This is a genomic window from Rhodococcus ruitaii (assembly GCF_055230935.1).
Window position 1 is genome coordinate 12,713 of record NZ_JBUYWC010000012.1, and the last position, 25,232, is coordinate 37,944.

The following is a 25,232-nucleotide window of genomic DNA, read 5'->3' on the forward strand; positions in this document are numbered from 1 at the left end:
AATCAAATCTGCGGTAAGGGAAATTCGGGGCGGAATGGAAGCGTCAATCATCGGCGGTCCACTGCTCGTTGTCGACGATCAGTTCTTTCGCACCGAGGTCGAGCAATTCTCGGGCGAGCGTTCTTCCGAGCTCCTCTGCGCGGTCGGGCGACCCGACGATGCTCGCGCGAAGCACGTCCGACCCGTCGTGCGCGGCCGCACACCCGCGTACGGACAGCTCCTCGAACACCCGACCGTCGTCGTCGAGCGACTCGACGACCTCTGCGATCGCGCCGACCGGCGCGGTGCACCCTGCCTCGAGCTCGGCCAGCAGTGCTCGCTCCGCGACAACCGCCGCGCGACTCGCCGGATCGTCCAGTTCGGCCAGCATCTCGATCAGGGCGTCGTCCTCGGCGCGGCACTCGACTGCGAGCGCGCCCTGCGACGGCGCAGGCAGCATCTGTACCGGTTCGAGGGCTTCGGTGATCCGGTCGAGGCGCCCGATCCGCGACAGTCCCGCACGCGCAATGACGATCGCGTCGAGCTCGCCTGAATCGACCTTGCCGATGCGAGTGTCGATGTTGCCGCGCAGCGGCTCGAGCTGCAAACCGAGGCCCAGCGCAGCCAGCTGTGCGCGACGTCGCGGCGCGGAGGTGCCGACCTTCGACCCGGCCGGTAGCTCACCGAGTACCAGCCCGTCCCGAGCGACGAGAGCATCGCGCGGATCCTCGCGGGGAGGAACAGCGGCGATGACCATCCGCGGGTCCTGCTGTGTGGGCAGGTCCTTGTACGAATGCACCGCGACGTCCACGTCGCCGGCCAGCAGAGCCTCGCGGAGTTCTGCAGTGAACACACCGACACCGATTCGTTGCACCGGACCGGGGGTGACGTCGCCCTTCGTCGTGATGACCACGAGTTCTGCCGGATGCCCGGCCGCGATCAGGGCATCGCGAACGGTGCCTGCCTGGGTGGTGGCGAGCACGCTGCCCCGAGTACCGATGCGCAATGTGCGATGCGCGCGCGGTGCGTCGATCCGGGTGGCTTCGGCGCTCATACCGTGCCGTCCTTTCGTGGAGCACGAAGCTCCGTCGTGATGACCGGATCAAGTGCGGCGGACAGATCCGCGGACGTGGTCGGGTCGGTCAGTGACCCCAGTTCCTTCGTGGGGGTCGCAACGGCTTCGACTGCCCCAGGTCTCAGTTCGAACAATTCCCGCAGTGCCTCGGCATACTGGTCGCCGCCCGGCGTCGTGGCAAGCTGCTTCACCCGCACGGTCGGTGCGTGCAGCAACTTGTCGACCACACGGCGCACAGTACGCGCGACTTCGTTGCGCTGACCGTCTCCGAGATCGGGGAGCCTCGAATCGAGGCGCATGAGTTCGCCCTCGACGACCTCCGCTGCCCGCTGACGGAGTGCGGTGACGGTGGGTGTCACCTCCGCGAGTCGCTGCGTGGTGAGGTATCCGGCGAGTTCCGATGCCACGATCACACGGGCCGCCTCGGCATCGTCGGCGGCAGCACCGGCGGCAGGATCGCGCTGCAATGCCTCCATGTCGAAGACCGTCACGCCGGGAAGGCCCGACACGGCAGGTTCGACGTCGCGGGGAAGCCCGAGATCGCAAAGTACGAGTGGGCGTTCTCCACGGCTCGACTGTGCGAGAGCGCGATGGGCATCGGCGAGGGTGACGACGGTGCCGACCGCTCCGGTGCAGGTGACCGCGACGTCGGCCCGCGCCAGCGCTGCGGCCAGATCAGCGAAATCGACGACCTCGGCCTCGACACCGTTTCCGCGCGCCGTCGCAGCGAGACGCTCGGCACGGTCGCGGGTACGGTTCGTGACGATGATCTCGGCGACGCCTGATCGGGTCAAGTGCGCCACTGCGAGACCACCCATCGCGCCTGCACCGATCACCGCGGCGCTCCGGCCCCGCAAGCCGCTACCACCGAAGAGTGCACCGGCCTTGTCGAGGGCAACCGACACGACGGATGCACCGGCCGCGTCGATCCCGGTCTCCGAGTGCACACGCTTGCCGACCCGCAATGCCTGCTGCGCGAGTTCGTGCAGCGCACGCCCCGCAGCCTGCTGCGCATCGGCGGTGGCGTAGGCGGTACGGATCTGGCCGAGGATCTGCTGCTCACCGACAACCATGGAGTCGAGGCCGCTGGCCACCGAGAAGAGATGCTCCGCAGCGGCTTCGCTGTAGCGCACGTAGGCGTGCTTGTGCAGATCAGCCAGCGTCAGACCCGCGTGTTCCGACAGCAGTTCGCTCACATCGGCGAGCGCACCGTGGAATGCATCGACGACGGCGTAGATCTCGACCCGGTTGCAGGTCGAGACGATCATCGCTTCGGAGATGTGATCCGACGCCATCATCTTGTCGGTCAGTTTGGGTCGGTCGGTATCGGCGACGGCCACCTTCTCGAGAACCGACACCGGTGCGCTCCGATGCGAAATGCCGACGAGGAGAACACTCACGGCGCAATCACCGATCCGTTTCTGGTCACGGCCGAACCCAACGGGCCCGCCTTACCTGCTCTGGATCGCCGAGCCGGGCTCGGCGTGGATACCGCAGACCCGATCGGGCCGCGGGTGGACGGGATACCCGCCGTGTGCGCTCCCCCGGCGGCCCGGAGAAGTTCGTCGTTTCGTGCGCTGTTGAACGAGAGCACCTGCATCTCGACCGCAAGGTCGACGCGGCGCACCTCGACGTATTCGGGCACGTCGAGTTCGATCGGAGCGAAGGTCAGGACACTGCGAACACCGGAGCGCACAAGCACGTCACAGACGTTCTGAGCGACATCCTCGGGTGTGGCCACGACCCCGATGGTGGCACCGAGTTCACGAGCGTCGGATTCCAGCCGGTCGGCGCCTCGGACCCTGAGGTCGCCCACGGTCGTCCCCACCACGGCAGGGTCGGCGTCGAACAGGGCTGCGAGGGTGAAGCCCCGACGATCGAATCCGGGGTAGCACGCAAGCGCACGACCGAGGTTGCCCACTCCGACGAGAACGACACGGTGGCCGCGATCGAGACCGAGTGCATTCTCGATGCGCGTCTGGAGGCGCAGGACGTCGTAGCCGACACCGCGCACTCCGTTGGGTCCGAGAAACGACAGGTCTTTGCGAAGTTTCGCCGAACCGACCCCGGCTGCGCTCGCCAATTCCTCACTCGAGACAATGAGCGTGCCGGTTTCGGAGAGGCCCGCGAGGACCCGCAGATAGTTCGCGAGACGCGTCACAGTAGCCTGTGGGATATCTCGGTACTGAGAACTCGGAGCGACCCGCTCGGCATTCGGAGTAACGCGTTCGGAACTCTGATTGGCACCCTCGCCGGTCCCGGCGGTGCCGCGGGCGTCGTCGCCCTGCGGTGGGTGCGGTTGCGTCACGTTCGTGGCTCCTCGTCCGGCCGGTGGACACGTCCGGCCTCACGGTGATCCGGGATTTCGTCCTCACCACGGTAACCGCTTGTGAACCCATGCACAAAGTTGCTCGAAGACCCCCGAATGTGCTTCCCACCTGCATCACGGCCGAAAGACACAATCTCAACGTGCGAGATCTGCGCGCAACCGCGACTCGTCGACCTCCCAGTAGCTGTGCTCCTTACCGTCGAGAAGCACCACGGGCAGACGGTCCCCGAACTCGGCCCGCAACTCAGGGTCGGTCGACGCCGCTTCGTCCACATCGATGCAGGTGACCTGCAGCCCGAACTCGGCACACACCGTTTCGAGAACGATGCGCGCGGGCCCACAGCTACCGCACCCGGCACGAACCAGAAGCGTCACCTCGTGAGCGGATGCCGGGGCCCCGGACGCACCGGAATAGTGATCGTTCATGGCGTCCACTCTGCGTCATCACCTCCGAAGCTCTGCGACATCCCCCCTGAGCACTGCGAGATCACACCGGAGATGAAGGTCACACACATCGATCGGCCGGCCGTCGAACCCTGATATCGCGTCGACCACGGGTTACGCTTGCGGCTGGTCGTGCATTGTGATGTGACGATAGGTCAGCACGACCGTCACGACACGGGAGGTGCGGGTGCCTGAACGTTCGTTGCCGTACGAGCGGGGTATGAGTGAGGCGTGGGCGCGCATCATTCGCCCCGGTAGGCGCGTTCTGTCGCGCAAATTCGGTCCGAGCGAAGAAGAGGTCCGCGCGAACCTCGCCGGTGAAGCCAGCGCCGACGCCGCGCTCGCCTTGCACGGTGCCCGGAGCGAACCCGCAGCGGGAATCGCGCACGATGCCGACACCGGGCCCCGCGGCGCAACCGACCTGACAGCGGCAGCATTCTTCGACGTCGACAACACCATGGTGCAGGGCGCGTCGATCATCCACTTCGCCCGAGGCCTGGTTGCGCGGAACTACTTCCGCAAGACCGACCTCTTCGAGTTCGCCTGGCAACAGGTGAAGTTCCGGATCACCGGCAAGGAGAACAGCGACGACGTCGCCAGCGGCCGCGACAAGGCACTTTCCTTCGTACAGGGCAGATCCACCTCGGAACTCCGCCGACTCGGCGAGGAGGTCTACGACGAGATCATCGCCGACAAGATCTGGCCGGGCACCCGCATGCTTGCGCAGATGCATCTCGACGCCGGCCAGCAAGTGTGGCTGGTCACCGCCACCCCGGTCGAGCTCGCCGATGTCATTGCCAAGCGCCTCGGCCTGACCGGCGCCTTGGGCACCGTCGCGGAATCGGAGGACGGGGTGTTCACCGGCCGCCTCGTCGGCGACATCCTGCACGGACTCGGCAAGGCCCACGCGGTTCGTGCACTCGCGATCCGCGAGGGCCTGAACCTCAAACGATGTACTGCGTATTCCGACAGCCACAACGATGTGCCGATGTTGTCACTGGTGGGCACCGCTGTCGCGATCAATCCAGATCCCGATCTGCGGCAGGTCGCGCGCACCCGGGGCTGGGAGGTACGCGATTTCCGCACGGCACGCAAGGCCGCGAAGGTCGGAGTACCGACGGCGCTCGGCCTCGGCGCGGCCGGCGGCGCGGTCGCCATCGCACTCGGGCGACGCCGCGACAAGGCCGCCTGATCCAGGCTCTGCCGGCCCAGCCTGGATCAGGCCTCAGCCGAGGAAGACGTTCCGGCGCCGGGTGAGCAGTTTGTAGAGAGTCTGCTGGATCACTTCACGAACATGATCGGTGACCTCGAACAACACCATCGGGTCGTCGGCCGCCGCCTCGTCGTGGACGTCGGTGGCGATGGGCGTTCCGAATTCGATGGACCACTTGGATGGCAGCGGCACCGCGCCGAGCGGGCCGAACGCCGGGAAGAGCGGCGTGATCGGGAAATAGGGCAAGCCGAGCAACCGCGCGAGTGACGTGAGGTCGGCGATGTGCGGGTAGATCTCCTCGGACCCTACGATCGAGCACGGGATGATCGGCGCGTGGGTCTTGAGCGCGGCGGAGACAAAACCGCCGCGTCCGAAACGCTGCAGCTTGTACCGCTCTTTGAACGGCTTGCCGAGCCCTTTGTATCCTTCCGGGAACACGGCGACGACCTGGTCTTCCTCGAGCAGCCGTTCGGCGTCGGGATGGCAGGCGAGGGTGTGCCCTGCCTTACGTGCCACTGTGCCGACGACCGGCATGTCGAAGGCCAGATCTGCCGCGAGCATCCGAAGCGGCCGGTGCGCGCGGTCGTGCACGGCGACGGACGTCATCAGTGCGTCGACGGGCAAGGTACCCGCATGATTCGCGACGATCAGCGCCCGGCCATCGGTTGGAATGTTCTCGATCCCCCGGACTTCGACGCGGAACCACTTGTCGAACAGGGGACGCAGCGTGGGCATGAGGATGTTGTCGTTGAAATGCGGATCGAAGCCGAAGTCGTCGACCTCGTAGTCACCGGTGATCCGGCGCCTGAGAAATTCTGCGCCACCCGTGACCTGCCCGATGAGGGCGGTACGCAGATCGTCGAGGAATCCGTCGACGGCCGTGTGCTGCGGTGGCAACGGTGCCGCGCCCGCGGTGGGGGCGCCTTGCGCGGGGTGCGCGGCAAACGAGTCCGCGGGTTTGGGAGGAACCGTCCGCCGGCTTCCACCATGCAGCGGTATGACCTTGGCAACCTGAGTCATCGCACCTCCGTCCGCTCCCCGAGCGCGGAAAGCAGCATCGATTCGGCCTTGTCGACCCATTCGGACTTCACGACTCGGGACATCCCGATTCCCCGTGCAAAGTCGTCGAGGGCTTCCTTGGTGGTCCAGCGCGGTTCGAATCCGAGCTCCTCGCGCATGCGCGTCGTATCGAGGCCGCACCCGAAGTGGAAGTAGTCGAGTTCTTCCTTCGTGAACGACTTCATCACCGACCCCACAAGGGCATGGCCCACATTACGGAACAGGCTGTAGGGCATCGGCACGGTCAGGCCACCCGCCCGGCGCACGGCCTGCGTCATCATCACGATGCCGTCGCCCGCCACGTTGTAGGTGCCGGACGGCCCACCGAGCGTCGCGCATTCGAGGGCGCCGAGCGCATCCTCCTCGTGCAGCAACTGCAACCGCGCGTCGCGGCCGAGGACATTCGGCACCAGCGGCGAGGTGAGATAGTTCGAGACCGACCCAGGCAGGCGATTGCCGACCGTGGGCGCGAGCCGCAGGATCGTGGTGGCGATGTCGCTGCGTCGTCGTGCGAGACCTCGCAGGTAGCCTTCGATCTCGATCATGTCGCGGGCGAATGCCCCGGTGGGACGCCGCCGCGCGCTCATCTCCTCCGTGAACTTCGCGGGGTCTTTGGCGCTCGAACCGTAGACCACCGACGACGAACGCAACACCACCTTGCGCACCGACGGCGCCTTCTGACACACCGCGAACAGTTGCATCGCACCGATGACGTTCATGTCCTTCATCGCAGCGCGTGCGCCGGATTTCGGCGCTTTCGTGACCGCCGACGCGTGCACGACGGTATCCACGTTCATGTTTCTGATGACCTTGCCGATCAGCGGGTTCCTGATGTCGGCGAGAACGAATTCGGCGCGTCCCATGCGGCGATGCATGTCTTTGGTGGGTGACTGGGTATCGACGGCGATGACCCGTTCGATGTCGGGGTTCTGAGCCAGCCTAGTGACGAGGAAGCCACCGAGGAATCGGCTCGCACCCGTCACCAATACAACACCTGGCGGCTCGGTCTGCCGCCCGTGTGATGTCGAAGTCACAGCACCCCCTGCTTTGCAGAACATCTCCGTCGTCGGTCCCACCTCGGCCGCAGGACGGTATGCGCTACAACGATACGATGACATCGGCAACATCGCATGACACCTGGGTAAACGTCGAGGTGCTCATCGTGCAGGAACGGCGAATGCCCGTCACCATGGGTGACGGGCATTCGCCGGTAGCACTGCTACCGGCAGGGCGTGAGTGCCGATACCGGCAGGGCCTCTTACTTGCCGAGTTTCCTGCGCTGCACGCGAGTGCGGCGGAGCAACTTGCGGTGCTTCTTCTTCGACATGCGCTTGCGGCGCTTCTTGATCACAGACCCCATGTGGGCATCCCTCACGTTCTTATAGCGTTCCTGCGCACGCCGGTGACGTACGCCTTCTTCTGTCGGACGCTGGGCCTCGTGGTGACGAGTTCAGCGCCTCACGACACCGGCTGACCGGTACGACGAATTGCAATCGTACCGGTGCAGGAACGACCGGATGAAATCGAGGTCCGCTCCGTGCTGCCACAGCCTTCCGCGTCGGTCTACCCGACGTCGAAGTACGACGTCTCGAGATAGTCGTGAACCGCCTTTGCATGCACACGGAACGAACGTCCGACGCGCACGGCGGGCAGTTCACCGCTGTGTACGAGCCTGTACACGGTCATCTTCGACACCCTCATCAACGACGCCACTTCCGCGACCGTCAGGAATTGGGTACCTGCGAGGACCGACTGTCCGTCTTGGGGTTGTCCCTTCGACGGTGTATTTCCTGAAACCATTACACACCTCCGGCACGTCCGCGCCGCCGGCTTCCCCTCCGGCGGAACAGACACGCACGTGCTCTTTCGAGCTTAGCGTGACGAATGGTTCCTGTGCGACGATGGCGGCCATCAATTTCACTTCTGTCACACTGTTACGGCGTGTTGTGAGGCCCGACTTCGGTGAGTTCGCCTAGTCGGATCGAGCGCCGAGCTGCACCGATCGCTGCCGCGCGGCCTCGAGCGCATCGTAGAACGCGGTACGGACTCCGCCCCGCTCGAATTCTCTGATCGCTGCCGCAGTGGTGCCTCCGGGCGACGTCACGGCCGCACGCAGGTCCGCCGCGTTCTCCCCGGACTGCGCGAGCATCGCCGCCGAGCCGGTCATGGTCTGCACTACGAGATCCGTGGCGACGGTGCGGCTCAGCCCGAGCGCAACACCGGCGTCGATCATCGCCTCGGCGACCAGGAAGAAGTACGCGGGACCGGAGCCCGAGACCGCGGTGACCGCGTCCATCTGCGATTCGGGCACGATCGACACCGCGCCCACCGATCCGAGCATCTCGCGCACCAGGTCGAGGTGCTCGCCTTTCGCGTGACGTCCGGCGGCAAGCACACTCGCGCCCTGCCCCACGAGCATCGGAGTATTGGGCATCACGCGGATGACAGGAGAGCCCGCGGGAAGCTTGTTCTCGTAGTGCGCGGTCGTGACTCCCGCGACGAGAGAGACCACGATCTGCTCGGTGTCGCTGTCGAGGTCGGCCGAGGCCACCTCGGCGATCACCGGATCGACATCGCCGGGCTTCACGGCCACCACGATCACGTCGGCGCCCTCGACCGCATCGGCCGTGCCGTCGGTGACGCGAATCGCATACGCGCGCGCCAGTTCGTCCGCTCTCTCGGGTAGCTTCTCGACCACCACGAGGTCCTTGGTTGCGTAGCTGTTCTGCAGCAACCCCGAGATCAGTGCCTCACCGATCCGGCCGCCACCGATCACCGCAATTCTCGTCATGGGTGACAGCGTGCCACGGGTCCCGGTGTGGCACGCATCGCAGCCCCTGCTGGATCAGGTCGTCGGCCGGTCGGGTCGTCAGCGCGGAATCATCGCGAGCTGACGGGACTGCACCACGACGGCCCCTGTGGAGTCGACCACGGTGTGATCCGACTCGAACCAGGTCTGTCCGAGCACGATGCTCTCGTTCGTCAGGCGCAGCCAGCCCGGCGCGGGAAGCGCGCGCAGATAGGCGGTCAGCTGCACGGTGGGCGCCCACCCGAACATGCCGCGGTTCATCGTCACGGGCGCCGAGATGTCTCCTGCCATGAGGGCGAACAGTGCCACCGTATCGAGGTCCGCCTCGTCGGCGGGACTCAACTTCGTCCACATCGCGATGCGTGGGTCACCCTCGCGATCACCGCGCAGGAATCCTGCGGTCGACTCGTCGACGCGCATGTCGACGGAGCCACACAGGTTCACGATTTGGCCCATCGGGTGAGCAGGCGTGACGACGACCGCGTCCTCGGGTGGCCGGGCGGCCAACTCGGTGGCCGGGTGCGGTACCGCGTGGCGCGGCTCGCCGCCGTCGGGCACGCCCAACGTGACGCTCGCGCGTACCGCGACCCGGCCGTCCTGCGCGAGTTCGGTTTCCACCACGGAGACCTGTTTGCCCAGCTTTCGGAGCACAGTGGTGATCTCGACATCGCCCGGGTCGGGCGCAGACACGAAGGACGCGCTCACCGCGAGAGGCTGGACCGCGGGATCTGCACCGGCCGCGATCACGGCGCGGCGGGCGGAGGCGGCACTCACCGCGAGCATGCATCCACCGTGCACCTTGGGTCCGATGGTCCAGGTGGGCGCGATGTGCGCCGACCAGGCGCCCTCGCCGATGGCCGTGAGTGCGGTCAGGTCACGGAACGGATGGTCGGTGGTCACTGGGTCTCCTGCGGGTGTCGATCTGATTCGGTGTGGTCCGGGTGGTCGGAGTCCGGGTGGTCGGAGTCGGCTGCTGCCGAGAAGATCCGGGCAGCGCGGTGCTGGTGCGCGAGGCGACGCATCGCGGCGAGCACCGGTTCGTACAGCGCGGTGCCGAGGACGGCGGCTTCGACGGTTTCCTGCCGGGAAGCAGCCGGGAGAAGGTCGACCTCGAGGTCTGCGATCGCGCGGATGTGCTCCCCGTAGACGTCGATGCGCCGGTCGGACATGGTCAGTCCGGCCGATTCGAGCGCCGCAAGCGCATGTTCGAGCTGGGCGACCGCGGTGAATCGCGGGTCGTACAGCTGCCCGAGCCGCGCGAGCAGCGCGCGAGTGCGCGGGTAGTCGGCGTCGGGTGGGTTGTCGACATAGGGCGGGAGCGCCATCACCGCCTTGCCGAGGGCGACGAACAGATCCTCGTCCGGATTCTCGGCGAGCGCGACGACCGCTTTGATCTTGTCGAGCGGAAGTCCCTGACCCGCGAGTGCGCGGACCAGACCGAGTCGTTGCACGTGTGTGTCGTCGTATTGCGCCTGTGTCGCGCTAGTTGCGCGACCGGACATCAGCAGCCCTTCGCGCAGGTAGTACTTCACTGTGGCCAGTGGCACGCCGGTGCGCGCAGCCAACTCCGAGATCCGCATGCCCACCTCCGATCCCTTGACATCGGATACTATAACTATCCAGTATTGGATACTGGAACTATCCAATCTATAACAGGGGCACCTCATGAATCCTGTGCTCGTCATCGTTCTCGGAGCGACCATGCTGACCGTCGTCGGTATTGCATTCGGCGGAACCTTTCTCCTGCGCGTCGCCAACGGGAGCGTGCCCGCCAATGATCTTCAGAAGTCGTTCTTCCGCGCCGGGCATGCACACGCCGGAGTTCTCGTGACACTCGGCATACTCGTCGCCGTGACCACTCACGTCACCGGTGCGTCGCCGGGGTGGGCGTCTGCAGGTTCCATCGCCGTGCTGGCCTCCGCCATCTTCGTCCCGGCCGGGTTCTTCCTGTCGGTACTGGGTGCGAATCCCACACGACCAGGCCGGATGATGGCATCCGTGTGGCTCGGCGCCGCATCACTGACCGTCGGCGTCGTGATCTCAGGTGTCGCGGTTCTCGCTGCCGGGATCAGCGCTCTCTGACACAGTTTCCCCGCCCGGGACGGGCACATCAGCACCGGGGATTCGGGCGACGCCCGCCGCGCGTGGATACTCGGGGCGTGTAGTGATCGCGCTCTGAGCAGGGCGATCGAGGTGTTTTCGTGCAAACGAGAGTGCCCGACCGAGCATCACCGACCGTTCGGACCGGGTCCGCGCGCTCTGCGTACTCACTTCGAGCACCACCTGGCCCGCGAAGTCGCTGGCGGCGAGTCGCCGGCACACCTCGGCGCACGGCTGGTCCCCTGCCCCCGGGATCAGGTGTTCATCCACCGACGACCCGCGACCATCGGCGAGGTGCAGGTGATTGAGCCCCTCCCCCATCCGTTCCGCGAGCGCGAGTGCATCCATTCCCGCGGTGGCGGTGTGCGACAGGTCGAGCGTGTAGTGATCGAAGCCCGTGTCGGTGGGGTCGAGCGACGGACTGTACGCCGACACCGCGGGGCCAGGACCGCCACGACGCCGCAGGCGGTGCGCGCCGCGGTCGCGGAACAGCACGTCCGCACGCATCGGATACATGTTCTCGACCGACACCGACACGTGACTGCCCTGCTCCAGGGTCTTCACCTGCTCGACGAATCCCTCGGCATATCGACGTTGCCAGCGGAAAGGCGGATGCACCACCACGGTCGACGCACCGAGGAGCTCGGCCGCCTCGACCGACCGGCCGAGCTTGGCCGCCGGATCCGCACCCCAGACCCGCTGGGAGATGAGCAGGCACGGCACGTGCACCGCGAGCACCGGAATCCCGTACTTGCGCACGAGTCGCTGTACGGCCCCGGGATCCTGACTCACCGGGTCTGCCCACACCATGAGTTCGACACCGTCGTAGTCGAGGTCGGCGGCGAACCGGAAGGCCGCCTCGGTGTTCTCGGGATACACCGAGGCCGTCGACAACCCCACCGGAATGCGCCGCGCTGTCACCATGACGGCAGCCTCATCCGCTGGGGAGTAGGAACAGCAGCGGGCCGAACGCCACGAACGCACCCACCCCGACGGCGATGAGCTGACTGGTGATGTCGTCTGTGCGGCGAAGAACCCGCACCAATGCCACCAGGCCCACGATCACCAGCAGTGCAAGACCGAACGCCACCCACGGCATCATGTCCCACAGCTTCTCGAAGCCCTTGAACAACAGGCCCCCGACGACAACCGCAGCGATGCTCTCTCCGATGAGCAGCGCCCACTGCTTGACACCGCCCCCGCCGTGGTCATCGGGCGTGCCCTTGCGGGAATTGCTCTTCGACGAGGCACTCGACGACCCGGCCTCCTCCGTCGACCCGTTCTCGTCCGCCGACCCGGCCTTGCTTGTCGACTGGGACTTGCTTGTCGACTGGGACTTGCTCGTCGAAGTCACCTTGCTTTTCGAAGACAGCTCGTCCTTGGAAGACTGCTTGTCCTTCGACGACGCCTTACCGCGAGTCTCGCTCTTCGCCAGACCGATGGTTTCAGTGTCGTCGTCGTCCGCGCCGGTACCCTGAAGATCGCTTGCCGGACCCGAGAGCAGTCGAGGCTCCGGGGCGTCCGATGCCCGCGGACCAGGTACCGCAGGAGAGGCCGCTGGCCCGGATCCTGCCACATTGTCCAGATGCGCCCTCACCCGGCGCGGCAGGGCGTCCGGGCGGATGATCTCTGTCGGTGATTCGACCTTGGCGCCGTCCGAGACCGTGGTCGGGTGGCCCTCCGCGTCGCCGTGCCCGAACGCTGCTTTCTTGTCGATGTCCGGTTTTCCGACAGCCGGCTTACGGGCCGTCGACTTCGCGACGGCCGACTCGACCGCGGGGGTTACCGTCGTCGCGTCCGAGTAGCCCCGGTTCGGGGTGATCGTCGTCAACTCGTTGCCGGAGGGCGGCGCCGGAGTCGACAGCGTCGGTGGTGCGACCTTCGGAGTCTCGGGTACAACCGGCTCGACCTGTGGAGTCTGCGGAACCGCAGGTGCCACTTCGGGAGTCCTGGGGGTTGCCACCTCGGGCGCCGCCGGACTGCGATCGTCCACCGGCGAGCCGCTCGCGGACTCCGGCTCCGGCCCCGCCTCCTCGGGCACCCGTGTGACCGGTATCTCGCCGGTCAGTTCCGCCACCGAGATACCGCCGGTGGTGCCACGGCGACGGCGGCCACCGCTTCCGCTGCGCGAATCCACCTTCTTGCCGTTCCGCGCGAGCAGTTCTGCTACCGAAATCTGTCCGGTGTCCGTGCCCTTGCTGTCGGTCACTTGGCTGCCACCACCAGTTCCCCGCCCATCTCAGTGTCGAGCTTCCGAAGTATCAAACCCTCACGCAGCGCCCACGGGCAGATCTCCAGGGTCTCGATCCCGAGCGCCCGCATGCTCGCTTCAGCCACCAGCGCACCAGCGACGAGTTGCTGGGACCGGTCCGAGCTCACGCCTTCGAGCTCCGCACGATCCGACGTCGTCATCCGCGAGATGAACGCGATCAGCTGCCGCAGGCCGCTCGCCGTCAACGTCCGTCGCACACGGATCCCCGCCGACGATGGTGCTGCACCCGTCAATCGTGCCAGTGTGCGGAATGTCTTGGAACTCGCAACGGCAAGGTCGGGGTCGCCGGCCCGACGCAAATTCTTCGTCGGCTCCGCAAGCTCTGCATCGAGCCAATCACGCAACGCCGCGATACGACGCTTGCCGGGAGGGTCCTCCGGGAACCAGTCACGAGTCAGGCGACCGGCACCGAGCTGCAGCGAGTACGCCACATCGGGATCCTCGTCGCCGCCGAAGGTCAGCTCGAGCGAACCACCGCCGATATCGAGGTTGAGGATGCGACCGGCACTCCACCCGTACCAGCGGCGCACCGCCAGGAACGTCAGTCGCGCCTCGTCGACGCCGGACAGGACGTCGAGGTGTACCCCGGCCTCGTTCCGGACCCTGGCCAGGACTTCCTCGGAATTTCCGGCGTCACGGACGGCCGAGGTGGCGAAGGCCATGAGCTCACCGCACCCGGAGGTCGTGGCAATGCCGGCGAACTCCCGGGCCGTCGCCACCAGTCGATCGGCACCGGACGCCGTGACGTGCCCGTCGTCGTCGATGTTCTCGGACAACCGCAATGTCGCCTTGGTCGAGCTCATGGGTGTGGGGTGGCCGCCACGATGGGCGTCCACTACCAGCAGATGAACGGTGTTGCTTCCGACGTCGAGTACCCCTAGGCGCACATCAATACGGTACTGGGTCTACCGTCGGGGGTTGTGACAGCAGGTATGTCCGGAGCTCAGCCCAAGATCGTTCCGGCCCCAGAAGTTCCTCTCGACTTTCCCCGCGAGTGGGTCGAGTTCACCGACCCCGACAACGACGAACACCTCATCGCTGCAGACATGACTTGGCTGCTCTCCCGGTGGACTTGCGTGTTCGGGACGCCGTCGTGCCAGGGCATCATCGCCGAGCGACCCGACGATGGATGCTGCTCGCACGGGGCATTCCTGACCGACCGCGACGACAGGAAGAAGCTCGCCGGGGCGGTGAAGCATCTCACTTCCGACGACTGGCAATTCATGGAGAAAGGTCTCGGCAAGAAGGGCTTCCTCGAGGAGGACGAACTCGAGGACGAACCCGCGCTGCGCACTCGCCGATACAAAGGTGCGTGCATTTTCCTGAACCGTCCGGGCTTCGAAGGCGGTGTGGGCTGCGCGTTGCACAAGATGGCGCTACGTCGCGGAATCGAGCCGCTCGAGATGAAGCCGGACGTGTGCTGGCAGCTCCCGATCCGCCGTACCCAGGACTGGGTGGAGCGACCTGACGGCACCGAGATCCTGCGCACCACCATCACGGAATTCGACCGGCGAGGCTGGGGTGAGGGCGGCCACGATCTGGACTGGTACTGCTCCGGCTCCCCCGATGCGCATGTCGGCACGAAGCCGGTGTGGCAGTCGTACGCACCCGAACTTCGAGAGCTCATCGGGAAACCCGCCTACGACGAGCTGGCCCGCCTGTGCAAGCGGCGCGCGGGTCTCGGACTGATCGCGATCCATCCGGCAACCGTGGACGCCGAGCACCACCACTGAACCCGTGCGTGGTTTCGGTAGCTCCGGCTACCGAAACCACGCACCGGGGTGTCAGCCCTCCAGCTTGTAGCCCAGGCCCCGCACGGTCACCAGATGCTGCGGTTTGGCGGGATCGGTCTCGATCTTCGAGCGCAACCGCTTGACGTGGACGTCGAGGGTTTTCGTGTCACCCACGTAATCCGCCCCCCACACCCGGTCGATGAGCTGTCCGCGTGTCAGGACACGTCCCGAATTACGCAGCAGATATTCGAGTAGATCGAATTCCTTGAGCGGCAGAGCAACGTCCGCACCGTCGACCTGAACGACGTGCCGGTCGACGTCCATGCGCACGGGACCGGCCGCAAGCACAGCGTCGTCCTGCCCGATCTCGACATCCGGGTCGGCGCCTCGCCGCAGGACCGCGCGGATCCGCGCGATGAGCTCCCGCGCCGAATACGGCTTGGTCACGTAGTCGTCGGCACCGAGTTCGAGCCCCACGACCTTGTCTATTTCGCTGTCGCGCGCGGTCACCATGATGACCGGCACCCCCGAACGGCTCCGCAACTGCTTGCACACGTCGGTGCCGCTCATGCCCGGCAGCATCAGGTCGAGAAGGACGATGTCTGCCCCGCTCTGGTCGAACTCCGCCAACGCCGTGGGTCCATCGCCCGCGATTGTGGTCTCGAAACCCTCCTTTCGCAGCAGGAATGCGAGCGGATCCGCCAGCGACTCCTCGTCCTCCACAATCAGCACACGCGTCACCGTTGCGTCCTCCGTTGCTTTCTCTGTTCTGTGCCACCCGATTCCGGGTGCGGTTCCGGTCGGACTCATTGTCCGACCGCCGTATCGTGCCGCGTTGCGGCGGGTTCGTCGTCCTGCTTGTCGAAATGAGCCGGGACGAGCAGGGTGAATGTCGAGCCGGTTCCCGGTTTGCTCCACAGCACGATGTCGCCGTGGTGGTTCGCGGCGACATGCTTGACGATCGCCAGACCCAGGCCGGTACCTCCCGTTGCCCGCGACCGGGCCTTGTCGACGCGGAAGAAGCGTTCGAATACGCGCTCCTGGTACTGACGCTCGATTCCGATACCCCGGTCGGTGACCGCGATGGCGACACACCCGTCACGAATCGATCTGCTCACCGTCACCGGGCTGCCGGGCGGGGAGTAGGCGATCGCATTCTCGATGAGATTGGTCAGCGCTGTGACGAGCAAAAGGTGGTCACCGCGCATCTGGTAGCCGGTCGGGCGATCGGTGTTGATCTCGATGTTCGCGTTCTCTGCGGTGAGCCGGGTGCGGTCGAGGGCGTCCTCGATCACCATGTCGACGTCGACTTCCTCGAGATCCGGGAGCTTCTCCGCACCCTGCAGGCGCGACAACGCGATCAGTTCGGTGACCATGTTGCCGAGTCGGGTCGCTTCACTCTGGACCCGTTGCCCGAAGTGCCGCACGCTCTCGGGATCGTCGATGGATTCGAGCAGGGCCTCTGCCAGCAACGCCATCGCCCCCACCGGCGTCTTGAGTTCGTGGCTGACGTTGGCGACGAAGTCGCGGCGGGTGGCTTCCATCCGGACCTGCTCGGAGTCGTCGTAGGCGTAGAGGACCACGAATCGTGGATCCTCGACGAGAAGCTTCTTGGCAACGCAGCGCACCGCGACACGATCGCGGCCGTGCGGGTTCTTCCGGCTGAGGTCGAGTTCGACGTCGGTCCCCTCGTCGAGGACCCGTCCTGCGGCGATCCATGCGCGTTCGTCGAGGAGCCGCCGGGTGACGAGGCCCAGTTCCTCGGCACGCGGGTTGTAGAGAATGACGTCGTGAAACTTGTCGACGACAGCGATACCCGTGGACGAGCCGTACACGACACGGTCCAGCACGGTCGCCATCGTGAGTTCGTCGTCGTCGTTGTCGTCGCGACGACGACGCGACCACATCAGTGAGACGGCGAGCAGTGCGCCCAGGATTGCGGCGACCACGGCCACCAGGACGACCTGCAGAACGTTCACGAATCAAATCGTAATGACACCCCACCGGGCAACAACAGCGGGTCGCTGACACTCCCTGCACGTCACGGGCCATTTTTTCGTGGTTGCCCCGTTGTTCACCAGAAGTTTGCCGGACCCCGCGCGACAAAGAAGTCACGCAGGATCCGTTTGTTCGATCCGTGCTACCCGGCGCCTTGGTTCGCAACGGCCGCAGCACCTGCCGCAGCGGCCTCGGGGTCGAGGTAGGTTCCACCCGGGTTGAGCGGACGCAGATTCTCGTCGAGGTCGTACCGCAGGGGGATACCGGTCGGGATGTTCAGGCCGGCGATGTCGTCGTCGGAGATGCCGTCGAGGTGCTTGACCAGTGCCCGCAGCGAGTTGCCGTGCGCGGTGACCAGTACGGTCCTCCCCGCCAGCAGATCCTTCGAGATGACCTCTTCCCAGTACGGGATCAGACGGTTCACGACGTCCTGAAGGCACTCGGTCAGCGGCACCTCGTCGAGGTCCGCGTAGCGCGGGTCCTGATCCTGGCTGTACTTCGACCCCGCGTCGATCGGCGGCGGCGGTGTGTCGTAGCTGCGACGCCAGAGCATGAACTGCTCGTCGCCGAACTCGTCCTTGATCTCAGCCTTGTTCTTGCCCTGCAGGGCACCGTAGTGCCGTTCGTTGAGTCGCCAGTCGCGTACGACCGGGATCCAGTGGCGTTCTGCGGCGTCGAGGGCGAAGTTCGCGGTGCTGATCGCGCGACGCAGCAGCGAGGTGTAGAGGACATCGGGAAGGACGTTCTGCTCTGCGAGCAGGGCGCCTGCGCGCTTGCCCTCCGCGACACCCTTGTCGGTGAGATGCACGTCCACCCAGCCGGTGAACAGGTTCATCGCGTTCCATTCGCTCTCGCCGTGGCGGAGCAGGACAAGTGTTCCGATAGTCATGGCTCCAATCCTGACACGATCGCGTGACCGATTCCTCCACGGGAGCATCCGATGTCGGCCATACCTGACAACACGCGTTGCTCTACACCCCGGGTGCCGGAACGCCCGGCCACGCACTCAGCCGGCGCCCCACCCCCGTGCCTGCTGGCGTGAAGGTCGCGATGCAGAGACCGACATGCACGGACGAACGCACATGTCCCGCGTGCACGGTGTGCACGCGGGACATGTCACGACTACCGCAGGACGCGGTCGGGTCAGAGGTACTGACCGCAGACCGGCCATGCACCGACGCCCTGGCCGGCGAGGACGTTCTCGGCGACACGGATCTGCTCTGCCTTGGACGCATTGCTGGCAACGCCGGTGCCACCGTACGCCTCCCAGGTGCTCTGGCTGAACTGGAGGCCACCGTAGTAGCCGTTACCCGTGTTGATGGCCCAGTTGCCGCCACTCTCACACTGCGCGACGGCATCCCAGTTTCCGGACGCTGCGTTCGCGGTGCCGGTTCCCAGGGCGAAGGGGGTGACGACGAGGGCTGCCGCAGTGGCGACGGTACCCAGGGTGCGCTTGATGTTGAACTGTGCCATGTCTGGTGAATCCTTTCGGCTGCTTTGCGGGACCGGGACCGAATTCCGGCCATGTGCCGATCGCCGGATCATCGGCGACTCGAGCTGTCTCGCACTGCCCCTCGGGTGTGGTTTCATCCGGATTGTCCGCGGGGCAGATTCAGCGGCTGCGGGTCCGGTGTAACGACCTGATCGTTGTCGGTCGGTAACAACGCTAAACGCCAATCACGAAAAGGTCACGAACCGATTTATTGGCACACTCGTACAGAAAAATCCTTGATCAACAGGAATTTCACCAGGTGACAGGATCGAGATTACTCCGATCGGACACGGAATTACACGCACGTAATGTGGGAACGGTCACAAAAAAACCCAGAAAGACCGCGCAAATCGGACTCGACAATTGCGTCCGAATAGCGCTGAATCCGAAGTGTGACGTTATTTGTCGTCGTCGTGGGAGGGGTCGAAATCGGTTCCGGTTTCCTGCTCGATGAGATGCCGGAACGGCTCGAGATTGCGCAGCGATTCACCTCGCGACACACGCCACTCCCATTCACGCTTGATCGACGTGATGAATCCGATACCGAGAATGATGTTGAAATCGTAGTCGGCAGCTTCGAGAATCTGACCGAGCACGGCGTCGAGTTCGTCCGCGGTGACGGACTGCTCCGAGATCCGGCCGACAAGGTAGATGTCGCCGATCTTGTCGAGTGTGTACGCCACTCCGTACAGTCGGCGATTACGCCGTAGCAAATACTTGTAGACGCCCTCGAAGTTCTCGTCGGGCTTGCGGCACACGAACGCCTCGACACGCACGCCGTGCGTCCCCACCGTGAGCAACGTGGTTGTCGCGAGCTTGTTCTCCCCGGGCAGTTCGACCACGAAGTGGCCGCCCTCCTTACCCGAAAACTCCAGTTCCCGATCGCGCAGTGCCGCCTCGATCAGTTCGCTCAGCCGTTCGCTCACGCCTTCACTCCGCTCGTACGACGCAACTTCCACAATCCACGCTGCCTGCGGAGCGAGTGCTCCGTCGAACCGAACGCTCGGTTCCGGCGCATCCCGGCCCGCTGATAGCTCTCGAGCAGTCCCTCCGCGGTGTGCTCCCATGAGAAATTCTCGGCATGCTTCGGCGCAGCTTCTGCGTATGCGGCGAGCCTGCCCGGGTCCGAGACGAGCGACCCCAACGCGGCCGCCCAATCATCGATGCGGTGACCTCCGACGAGCACGCCGGTCTCACCCCCGCGCACCGCAATACCGAGTCCGCCGACATCAGCCGCGAGGACCGGTGTCCCGCACGCTTGCGCCTCGATGGCCACGAGGCCGAAGGACTCCGAATAGCTCGGCACAGCAACAAGATCTGACGCTCGATACACTTGAACGAGGCGGTCTGACGGTTGCGGAGGCATGAACGTGACCCTCGCCGCGATCCCGAGCTCACGGGTGAGTTCGATCAGCGAATCCGGACGTTCGAGACCGCTCCCCGACGGACCTCCGACGACGAGCACCCGCAGCGGAACATCGGGCGCATCCGCAATCGCTCGCGCCGCAGCGCGCAGCAGTACATCGGGTGCTTTCAACGGTTGTATCCGGCCGACGAACGTCACGATCGTCTCACGCGGATCGAGCCCGAGTTCGGCTCGCGCAGCATCCCGGTCGCCCGGCCGGTACCGCGACAGGTCGGCTCCAGGAGCGACGACGTCGATCCTGGACGGATCTGCACCGTAGATGTGTTCGAGCGCCGCAGCCTCGTCGGTGGTGTTTGCCACCATCCGGTCCGACTCCGCGACCACCTGCTGTTCGCCGATCTGCCGCGCGGCAGGTTCGGGCTTGTCACCTACTGCGAGCGACGCATTCTTCACTGCGGCGAGCGTGTGCGCGGTATGGACCAGCGGCACCCCCCAACGGTCGCGCGCAAGCCACCCGACCTGACCCGACAGCCAATAATGGGAGTGCACCAGATCGTAGTAGCCCTGAGGATGCCGGGCTTCCTCACGCAGCACCCCCGCCGCGAAGGCGCACAGCTGCGTGGGCAGATCATGTTTGTCCAGGCCTTCGAACGGTCCCGCTTCGATGTTGCGTACCAGAACGCCGGGAGCAGCATGCTGCACGGCCGGATCGACCGACGACGTCGCGCGCGTGAAGATCTCCACTTCCACGCCGCGACGTGCCAGCTGGATCGCGGTCTGCAAAACGTACACGTTCATGCCACCGGCGTCACCGGTGCCGGGCTGCGCCAGCGGCGAGGTGTGGACCGATATCACGGCCACGCGGTGCGGGCGGCTGGGCTGAGACGTCACGCCTCCATACTGCCTTGCGTCGCTGTCCCGGGAGGAAGCGACCTCCCCGCCTATCGCCTGGCTGCCCGGGCGTCGACCGATTCGACGAACGCGGTCACCTCGGCCACGAACCGCGCAGGATCCTCGACGAACGGACCATGATCGACACCGTCCCAATACGAGGTCGTCGAGTTCGGGAGCAGCGACTCGGCGTGTCGCGCCGCGGAGATGTCGACCACGGAATCTGCGGTCCCGTGCAGCAGCAGAACTGGAGTATCGAGGCCGCGAAGCAACTCGTCGTTGCCCGCAACCCGCTCGAACAGTGCAGCCCGCACGTGTGGAGCGGTACTCAGGGATGCGCCGAACAGCGCCTGCGACACCGCTCCCTTCCCCTCCGGCGGCCCTGTCAGCGCAGTGCCGAACGAGGCGAGAGCAGCGATCGCTTCCTCGGACTTCTCGGACATTGCCGCGGGTATCGCTGCGCGCATCGCCGGACCGACCTTCCCACCCTTCTCGCCACGTCCGATGCTCGTGATCGCGCCGACGAGCACCACCCCGGACACATCTGCCGAGCCGTGCACCGCGAGGTAGTCGCAGACCACCAGGCCGCCGTAGGACCATCCGAGCAGCACCGCGCTCTCGGCGCGTTCGGCGTCGAGCACCGCGCGCACGTCGGCTGCCCAATTCTCGGAGTTGTCGTAGCCGCCCTGCGGGACCCCGCTGTATCCGTGCCCGCGCAGGTCCACCGCGATCACCCGGAAGCTGCGCGCGAGATCGCCCAGGACTTCCTCACCCCAGCATCGCGACGACTGTGCCCATCCGTGCAGGAGAACGAGCGGGCGAGCGGAGTCCTGTCCGAACGTGCGGTAAACGATCGGGGTGCCATCGATGCTGACGGCTTCACGCACTGTCATGGCAGTCACTGTATCCGCGTGCGCGGGTGGATCCCGGCCGCACCTGCCACCGCGATCAGGCCGGCCGCGACACCCGCGGAACGGCGTCGATTCGGTTGGGACGCTTCGGCGGGTTTTCGAACTCCGGGTTTTCCAACTCCCGGGTTTTCCAACTCCCGGGTTTTCCAACTCCCGGGTTTTCCAACTCTCAGCATCACGCACGGCGATCCCGTGCCAACATGCAGCGTATGGGCATTCTGGTCTGCTTCCACGCGCACCCCGACGACGAAGTCTTCACTACAGGCGGCGTCATGCGGCTGGCTGCCGACGCGGGACACCGCGTCATCCTCGTCGTCGCAACGGACGGCGCCGCCGGCGAACACCCCGCCGGGCTGCTGGCGGCGGGTGAATTGCTCGCCGATCGCCGGATGCGGGAACTCGAACGATCCGCCGAGGCGCTCGGGGTAGCGCGGCTCGTGCCGCTGGGCTACGCCGATTCGGGGATGGCGGGGACCCCGGCGAACACCAACCCGGCAGCATTCGCAAATATCGACGTCGAGTCCGCGGCCGCCCGGCTCGCCGCCGTCATCGACGAGGAACGCGCCGACTCGGTCACCATCTACGACGCCCACGGCGGCTACGGGCACCCCGATCACGTGCAGGTCCACAACGTCGGAGTGCGGGCGGCAGAGTTGACGGGCCACGACGCAGTGTACGAATCGGCCGTGAATCGCGATCACCTACGACGGCTGCTCGCGGCAAATCCCGAGGTGACAGGGGAAGCGCAGCCGCCCGACCTCGACACGTTCGGGCTGCCCGAATCCGAACTCACCACTGCCGTCGACGTCACGGGCACCCTCGCCGCGAAGGTCGCAGCCATGCGTGCCCACGAGTCTCAGATCGGCGATTTCGGTCCGATGCTCGGCATGACCGAAGACCAGTTGCGTGCCGCGTTCGGAATCGAGTGGTTCCGGCGGCGCGGTGGAGGACCCGGCATTCAGGAGACGTCGCTGCGATTGTGAGAGATCCACCCTATGAAACGCGAGAATCTGTGGAACAACGAATCATCGTCGCCCGCTCGATCGCTGCGCCGCCGAGCGCGGTGTGGGCGGTGCTGACCGACCTGGAATCTGCTCCGGACACCCTCGCGGGGTCACCGCCGTCGAGCGTGTCGACGGTGGTGGCGAGTACCGGGTCGGGACCCGGTGGCGCGAGACGCGGGTAATGTTCGGCAAATCCGCGACCGAGGAGATGCACAGGGATTCGACGATCCGTCGCCGCGGGTCGAAACCGGACGCGACGGATGCAACGGACGCATCTCCTGTTCACCAGTAACGAATCTGCAACTGTCGCTAACGGATACACGTACGGCAACGACGATCCGAGTGACCCCAGGACACCGTGAAGGAAGGTGACACCAATGGCGAACCGCCGGATCGGCGCATCGATCGCGCTCGTTGCCGCCGCAGCCCTGCTCACCGCATGCAGCGGCGGCGACCCCACGACGTCGACGCCGACGCCGACTTCCGCACCGATCACGACTCCGGCCAGCGCCGACCAACTGCAGAATCCTGAACCCGCTGAGCGCACATCGGCGCCGGGAGCGACCGAGATCGTCCCGGCGCCGGAAGAGAGCACTGGTCCCTGCCTCGACCCCGCCGCACCCATGGTCACGGACGCGCTTGCCTCGCTCGGCAATACGGCGCCGGGCGGGAACCCCTGGATCACGGGCGCCCACTCGGACGTCACGGGCTCCTGTGGGGAATTGTTGTGGCTGATGGCAGAAACACCGGGCGGGACGGCAAGTTCACCGTCGCACGTGCTGTTCTTTCGCGACGGCAACTACCTCGGCACCGCCACCTCGGATTCCTACTCGTACACCCAGGTTGTAGGCGCCGACGGGTCGACGGTGTCGGTGCAGTACCGCTGGCTCGCCCCGGAAGATGCGAACTGCTGTCCGTCGGGCGGGCCGGCCGTCATCGACTACACCTGGGACGGATCACAGGTGGTGATGAGGCAATCGCTGCCCCAGGAAATGCTCGAATCCTACGGCCCCCGGTAGCGGTGACCTCGTTGCCCGCCACGACGAATCTCATGCCGCGACGCGCCTCATGACACCGATCGGATCGGAATACAGCGAGCTCAGCGACACCACGGCTGCGGCGTGGGCTTGCACCCCGTTACCGAACCCGGTGATGTGAACGTCCTTGCGCGGCAGCGAGGATGTGCGCTCGAATGCGTCCGCCACATGCGTGATTCCCTCGGGGTACTCGGTGAAGGCCTGTCCGCCGAGAATCACACGGTCGGGGTTGAAGAGGTCGCGGAGGATCGCAACCGTCCGGCCGAGGGTGGACGCGCGCTCGACGAGAATGGTTCGCGCCGCTTCCGACCCTTCGCGCGCGATTCCGTACAGCGCCCGGATCGACTGGTCACTGCCCGTGATCAGCCCCTCCCGGCGGGCTCGTTCGAGCACCGCCCGGTCGCTGATCGTCGCCTCGAGGCATCCGGTGCCACCGCAGGCGCACCGCACCGGAGAACCGGTGGGCAGGTGCGAGATCGACCCGGGCCCCGTCGTCGGCGTATGGACCTTGCCGTCGAATGTGATGGCGATACCGGCTGTTTCGCGAGCATAGACGTAGAGGCCGGCGCCCCCCATCCCGACGGAACTCTTGTTCGGGGCCAGGAGGAGTTCGGCAGCCGCCATTGCCTCGACGTGCGCTGCCACCGACACCGGCAGGCGAAGACCGAGACTCACTGCCTCGCCCACACGAGCCTGCGACCAGCCGAGCGTCGGATGATCGACAATTCCGGTCGCGGCGTCGACGCATCCGCCGATCGCGACACCCGCCCACAATGCGGTGCGACGGTGCCATCGTGAAACGAAGGATCCGGCGCTGGCGGTGATCGAAGCGAGTGCGAGGTTCTGGTCTCCGCTGGGCGTGGGGATCTCGACCGCACCGATGATCCGGCCGCGCAGGTCGGCCGCGACGATCCCGGTGGTCACGGCGCCGATGTGGATTCCGACGGTGAGAAACGGTTCGTGGTCCACCTCCACCGGAATCCGCGGACGGCCGATGGCGCCGGACTCGGTGAGGTCGGCACGTTCGCGCAGCAGTCCGGCAGCGAGGAGTGCGGACACCTGCCGATTCACTGTGGCGATGCTCAGGCCGGTGGCCTTGGCGATCAGATCGCGGGAAATGGGACCGCGATCGACCGCGACGCGCCACACCGCCCCTGCGGCGCCCTCGGCGATCCGCAGGTCGGGTGCGACGATCCGCGCCCGCGCCGGGCCTCGGCGGGAGACCTCGGTGCGTGACGCGAACCGGGAGAGGTCGGTACGGGACGCCGCTGTGTGGGGTGTAGGCGGATGAGACAAAGCGGGCACTGACACGTTTCGATTCCTTGCGACTCGGCCCCGGACGTCTCGCGATCCGAGCACAATGCTCGGATACGAGTGAACTGACCCGGAGTTGCCAATACGGACGTCGACGCGCCCGACCTCGACGTGCACTGGACACACAGATGACGGATTCCGGGGTGGAACCGAGGATGGTCGGCGCGGATCTAGCTACCGCAGCAACGACAACAGAGTTCGCGAGC

Annotated in this window: 26 protein-coding genes and 1 pseudogene; 5 read left to right on the plus strand and 22 right to left on the minus strand. The window is 65.9% G+C overall.

Annotated features, from left to right (window positions below):
- Positions 1-43: 43 nt before the first annotated feature.
- From hemC to ACZI8W_RS16560, 4 genes are all read right to left on the minus strand, one after another.
- Positions 44-1,033 carry a hydroxymethylbilane synthase gene (gene hemC, locus ACZI8W_RS16545; RefSeq protein ID WP_463369594.1) on the minus strand — a complete coding sequence of 330 codons (990 nt, stop codon included), beginning with the start codon at positions 1,031-1,033 and terminating at the stop codon, positions 44-46.
- Positions 1,030-2,454 (minus strand): glutamyl-tRNA reductase, encoded by a 1,425-nt coding sequence (locus ACZI8W_RS16550; RefSeq protein WP_463369595.1) that lies wholly within the window; start codon positions 2,452-2,454, stop codon positions 1,030-1,032. The genes hemC and ACZI8W_RS16550 overlap by 4 nt, the downstream gene beginning before the upstream one ends.
- Positions 2,451-3,362: a redox-sensing transcriptional repressor Rex gene (locus ACZI8W_RS16555; RefSeq protein ID WP_463369596.1), complete on the minus strand. Its 912-nt coding sequence runs from the start codon at positions 3,360-3,362 to the stop codon at positions 2,451-2,453. Before ACZI8W_RS16555 ends, ACZI8W_RS16550 begins: the two co-directional genes overlap by 4 nt.
- A 156-nt stretch (positions 3,363-3,518) precedes the next feature.
- A complete protein-coding gene (locus ACZI8W_RS16560) occupies positions 3,519-3,809 on the minus strand; it encodes a glutaredoxin family protein (protein ID WP_463369597.1) in 291 nt (96 codons plus the stop codon).
- Between the two features lie 205 nt (positions 3,810-4,014).
- Here ACZI8W_RS16560 and ACZI8W_RS16565 point away from each other — a divergent pair, with 205 nt between their 5' ends.
- A complete protein-coding gene (locus ACZI8W_RS16565) occupies positions 4,015-5,019 on the plus strand; it encodes an HAD family hydrolase (protein WP_463369598.1) in 1,005 nt (334 codons plus the stop codon).
- Positions 5,020-5,052: 33 nt separating this feature from the next.
- Here the strand turns inward: ACZI8W_RS16565 and ACZI8W_RS16570 are convergent, their stop codons facing one another.
- From ACZI8W_RS16570 to ACZI8W_RS16600, 7 genes are all read right to left on the minus strand, one after another.
- Positions 5,053-6,060, minus strand: coding sequence for a lysophospholipid acyltransferase family protein (locus ACZI8W_RS16570; RefSeq protein WP_463369599.1), 1,008 nt, complete (start codon positions 6,058-6,060; stop codon positions 5,053-5,055).
- Positions 6,057-7,157, minus strand: a complete 1,101-nt coding sequence (locus tag ACZI8W_RS16575) for an NAD-dependent epimerase/dehydratase family protein (RefSeq protein WP_463369769.1) — start codon at positions 7,155-7,157, stop codon at positions 6,057-6,059. The genes ACZI8W_RS16570 and ACZI8W_RS16575 overlap by 4 nt, the downstream gene beginning before the upstream one ends.
- Positions 7,158-7,357: 200 nt before the next feature.
- The gene (locus ACZI8W_RS16580; RefSeq protein WP_003402602.1) at positions 7,358-7,459 is read right to left on the minus strand and encodes a 30S ribosomal protein bS22; all 102 of its coding nucleotides are present in this window, start codon (positions 7,457-7,459) and stop codon (positions 7,358-7,360) included.
- A 203-nt stretch (positions 7,460-7,662) separates the two neighbouring features.
- Entirely contained in the window at positions 7,663-7,899 is a 237-nt protein-coding gene (locus ACZI8W_RS16585; RefSeq protein ID WP_054719598.1) for a helix-turn-helix domain-containing protein, read from the minus strand.
- Positions 7,900-8,071: 172 nt separating this feature from the next.
- Positions 8,072-8,890, minus strand: coding sequence for a pyrroline-5-carboxylate reductase (gene proC / locus ACZI8W_RS16590; RefSeq protein WP_463369600.1), 819 nt, complete (start codon positions 8,888-8,890; stop codon positions 8,072-8,074).
- Positions 8,891-8,968: 78 nt separating this feature from the next.
- Positions 8,969-9,808, minus strand: coding sequence for a thioesterase family protein (locus tag ACZI8W_RS16595; RefSeq protein ID WP_463369601.1), 840 nt, complete (start codon positions 9,806-9,808; stop codon positions 8,969-8,971).
- The gene (locus tag ACZI8W_RS16600) at positions 9,805-10,488 is read right to left on the minus strand and encodes a MerR family transcriptional regulator (RefSeq protein WP_463369602.1); all 684 of its coding nucleotides are present in this window, start codon (positions 10,486-10,488) and stop codon (positions 9,805-9,807) included. The genes ACZI8W_RS16595 and ACZI8W_RS16600 overlap by 4 nt, the downstream gene beginning before the upstream one ends.
- An 85-nt stretch (positions 10,489-10,573) precedes the next feature.
- Between ACZI8W_RS16600 and ACZI8W_RS16605 the strand changes: the two genes are divergently transcribed.
- Positions 10,574-10,990 (plus strand): hypothetical protein, encoded by a 417-nt coding sequence (locus ACZI8W_RS16605; protein WP_463369603.1) that lies wholly within the window; start codon positions 10,574-10,576, stop codon positions 10,988-10,990.
- On the opposite strand, the gene ACZI8W_RS16610 is transcribed toward ACZI8W_RS16605, so the two are convergent.
- The 3 genes from ACZI8W_RS16610 to ACZI8W_RS16620 are packed head-to-tail and all read right to left on the minus strand — an operon-like array spanning position 10,949 to position 14,167.
- On the minus strand, positions 10,949-11,932 hold the full coding sequence (locus ACZI8W_RS16610) for a sugar phosphate isomerase/epimerase family protein (protein ID WP_463369604.1): 984 nt from the start codon (positions 11,930-11,932) through the stop codon (positions 10,949-10,951). The two genes, ACZI8W_RS16605 and ACZI8W_RS16610, sit on opposite strands and share 42 nt — an antisense overlap.
- A gap of 10 nt (positions 11,933-11,942) precedes the next feature.
- The gene (locus tag ACZI8W_RS16615) at positions 11,943-13,217 is read right to left on the minus strand and encodes a hypothetical protein (protein WP_463369605.1); all 1,275 of its coding nucleotides are present in this window, start codon (positions 13,215-13,217) and stop codon (positions 11,943-11,945) included.
- The gene (locus ACZI8W_RS16620) at positions 13,214-14,167 is read right to left on the minus strand and encodes a Ppx/GppA family phosphatase (protein ID WP_463369606.1); all 954 of its coding nucleotides are present in this window, start codon (positions 14,165-14,167) and stop codon (positions 13,214-13,216) included. The genes ACZI8W_RS16615 and ACZI8W_RS16620 overlap by 4 nt, the downstream gene beginning before the upstream one ends.
- A gap of 45 nt (positions 14,168-14,212) precedes the next feature.
- Here ACZI8W_RS16620 and ACZI8W_RS16625 point away from each other — a divergent pair, with 45 nt between their 5' ends.
- Positions 14,213-15,013: a DUF3109 family protein gene (locus tag ACZI8W_RS16625; protein ID WP_463369770.1), complete on the plus strand. Its 801-nt coding sequence runs from the start codon at positions 14,213-14,215 to the stop codon at positions 15,011-15,013.
- A 51-nt stretch (positions 15,014-15,064) separates the two neighbouring features.
- Here the strand turns inward: ACZI8W_RS16625 and ACZI8W_RS16630 are convergent, their stop codons facing one another.
- The 7 genes and pseudogenes from ACZI8W_RS16630 to ACZI8W_RS16660 all read right to left on the minus strand — a co-directional run bounded on the left by ACZI8W_RS16630 (position 15,065) and on the right by ACZI8W_RS16660 (position 21,653).
- The gene (locus ACZI8W_RS16630) at positions 15,065-15,754 is read right to left on the minus strand and encodes a winged helix-turn-helix domain-containing protein (RefSeq protein ID WP_463369607.1); all 690 of its coding nucleotides are present in this window, start codon (positions 15,752-15,754) and stop codon (positions 15,065-15,067) included.
- A gap of 65 nt (positions 15,755-15,819) precedes the next feature.
- On the minus strand, positions 15,820-16,992 hold the full coding sequence (locus ACZI8W_RS16635; RefSeq protein ID WP_463369608.1) for a sensor histidine kinase: 1,173 nt from the start codon (positions 16,990-16,992) through the stop codon (positions 15,820-15,822).
- Positions 16,993-17,153: 161 nt separating this feature from the next.
- Positions 17,154-17,900 carry a phosphoglyceromutase gene (locus tag ACZI8W_RS16640; protein WP_463369609.1) on the minus strand — a complete coding sequence of 249 codons (747 nt, stop codon included), beginning with the start codon at positions 17,898-17,900 and terminating at the stop codon, positions 17,154-17,156.
- 257 nt (positions 17,901-18,157) lie between these two features.
- Positions 18,158-18,484, minus strand: a pseudogene (locus ACZI8W_RS16645) (transglycosylase family protein); the annotation flags it as partial.
- 417 nt (positions 18,485-18,901) lie between these two features.
- Positions 18,902-19,429, minus strand: coding sequence for a type III secretion system chaperone family protein (locus ACZI8W_RS16650; RefSeq protein ID WP_463369610.1), 528 nt, complete (start codon positions 19,427-19,429; stop codon positions 18,902-18,904).
- Complete coding sequence (mshA, locus tag ACZI8W_RS16655; protein ID WP_463369611.1) at positions 19,426-20,760, minus strand: D-inositol-3-phosphate glycosyltransferase; 1,335 nt, start codon at positions 20,758-20,760, stop codon at positions 19,426-19,428. The genes ACZI8W_RS16650 and mshA overlap by 4 nt, the downstream gene beginning before the upstream one ends.
- A 50-nt stretch (positions 20,761-20,810) precedes the next feature.
- Entirely contained in the window at positions 20,811-21,653 is an 843-nt protein-coding gene (locus ACZI8W_RS16660) for an alpha/beta fold hydrolase (protein ID WP_463369612.1), read from the minus strand.
- A gap of 227 nt (positions 21,654-21,880) precedes the next feature.
- Here ACZI8W_RS16660 and ACZI8W_RS16665 point away from each other — a divergent pair, with 227 nt between their 5' ends.
- Positions 21,881-22,654 (plus strand): PIG-L family deacetylase, encoded by a 774-nt coding sequence (locus ACZI8W_RS16665; RefSeq protein WP_463369613.1) that lies wholly within the window; start codon positions 21,881-21,883, stop codon positions 22,652-22,654.
- Positions 22,655-23,052: 398 nt separating this feature from the next.
- Positions 23,053-23,694 carry an LppP/LprE family lipoprotein gene (locus ACZI8W_RS16670; RefSeq protein ID WP_463369614.1) on the plus strand — a complete coding sequence of 214 codons (642 nt, stop codon included), beginning with the start codon at positions 23,053-23,055 and terminating at the stop codon, positions 23,692-23,694.
- Between the two features lie 30 nt (positions 23,695-23,724).
- On the opposite strand, the gene ACZI8W_RS16675 is transcribed toward ACZI8W_RS16670, so the two are convergent.
- The gene (locus ACZI8W_RS16675) at positions 23,725-25,023 is read right to left on the minus strand and encodes an ROK family protein (RefSeq protein WP_463369615.1); all 1,299 of its coding nucleotides are present in this window, start codon (positions 25,021-25,023) and stop codon (positions 23,725-23,727) included.
- Between the last annotated feature and the right edge of the window lie 209 nt (positions 25,024-25,232).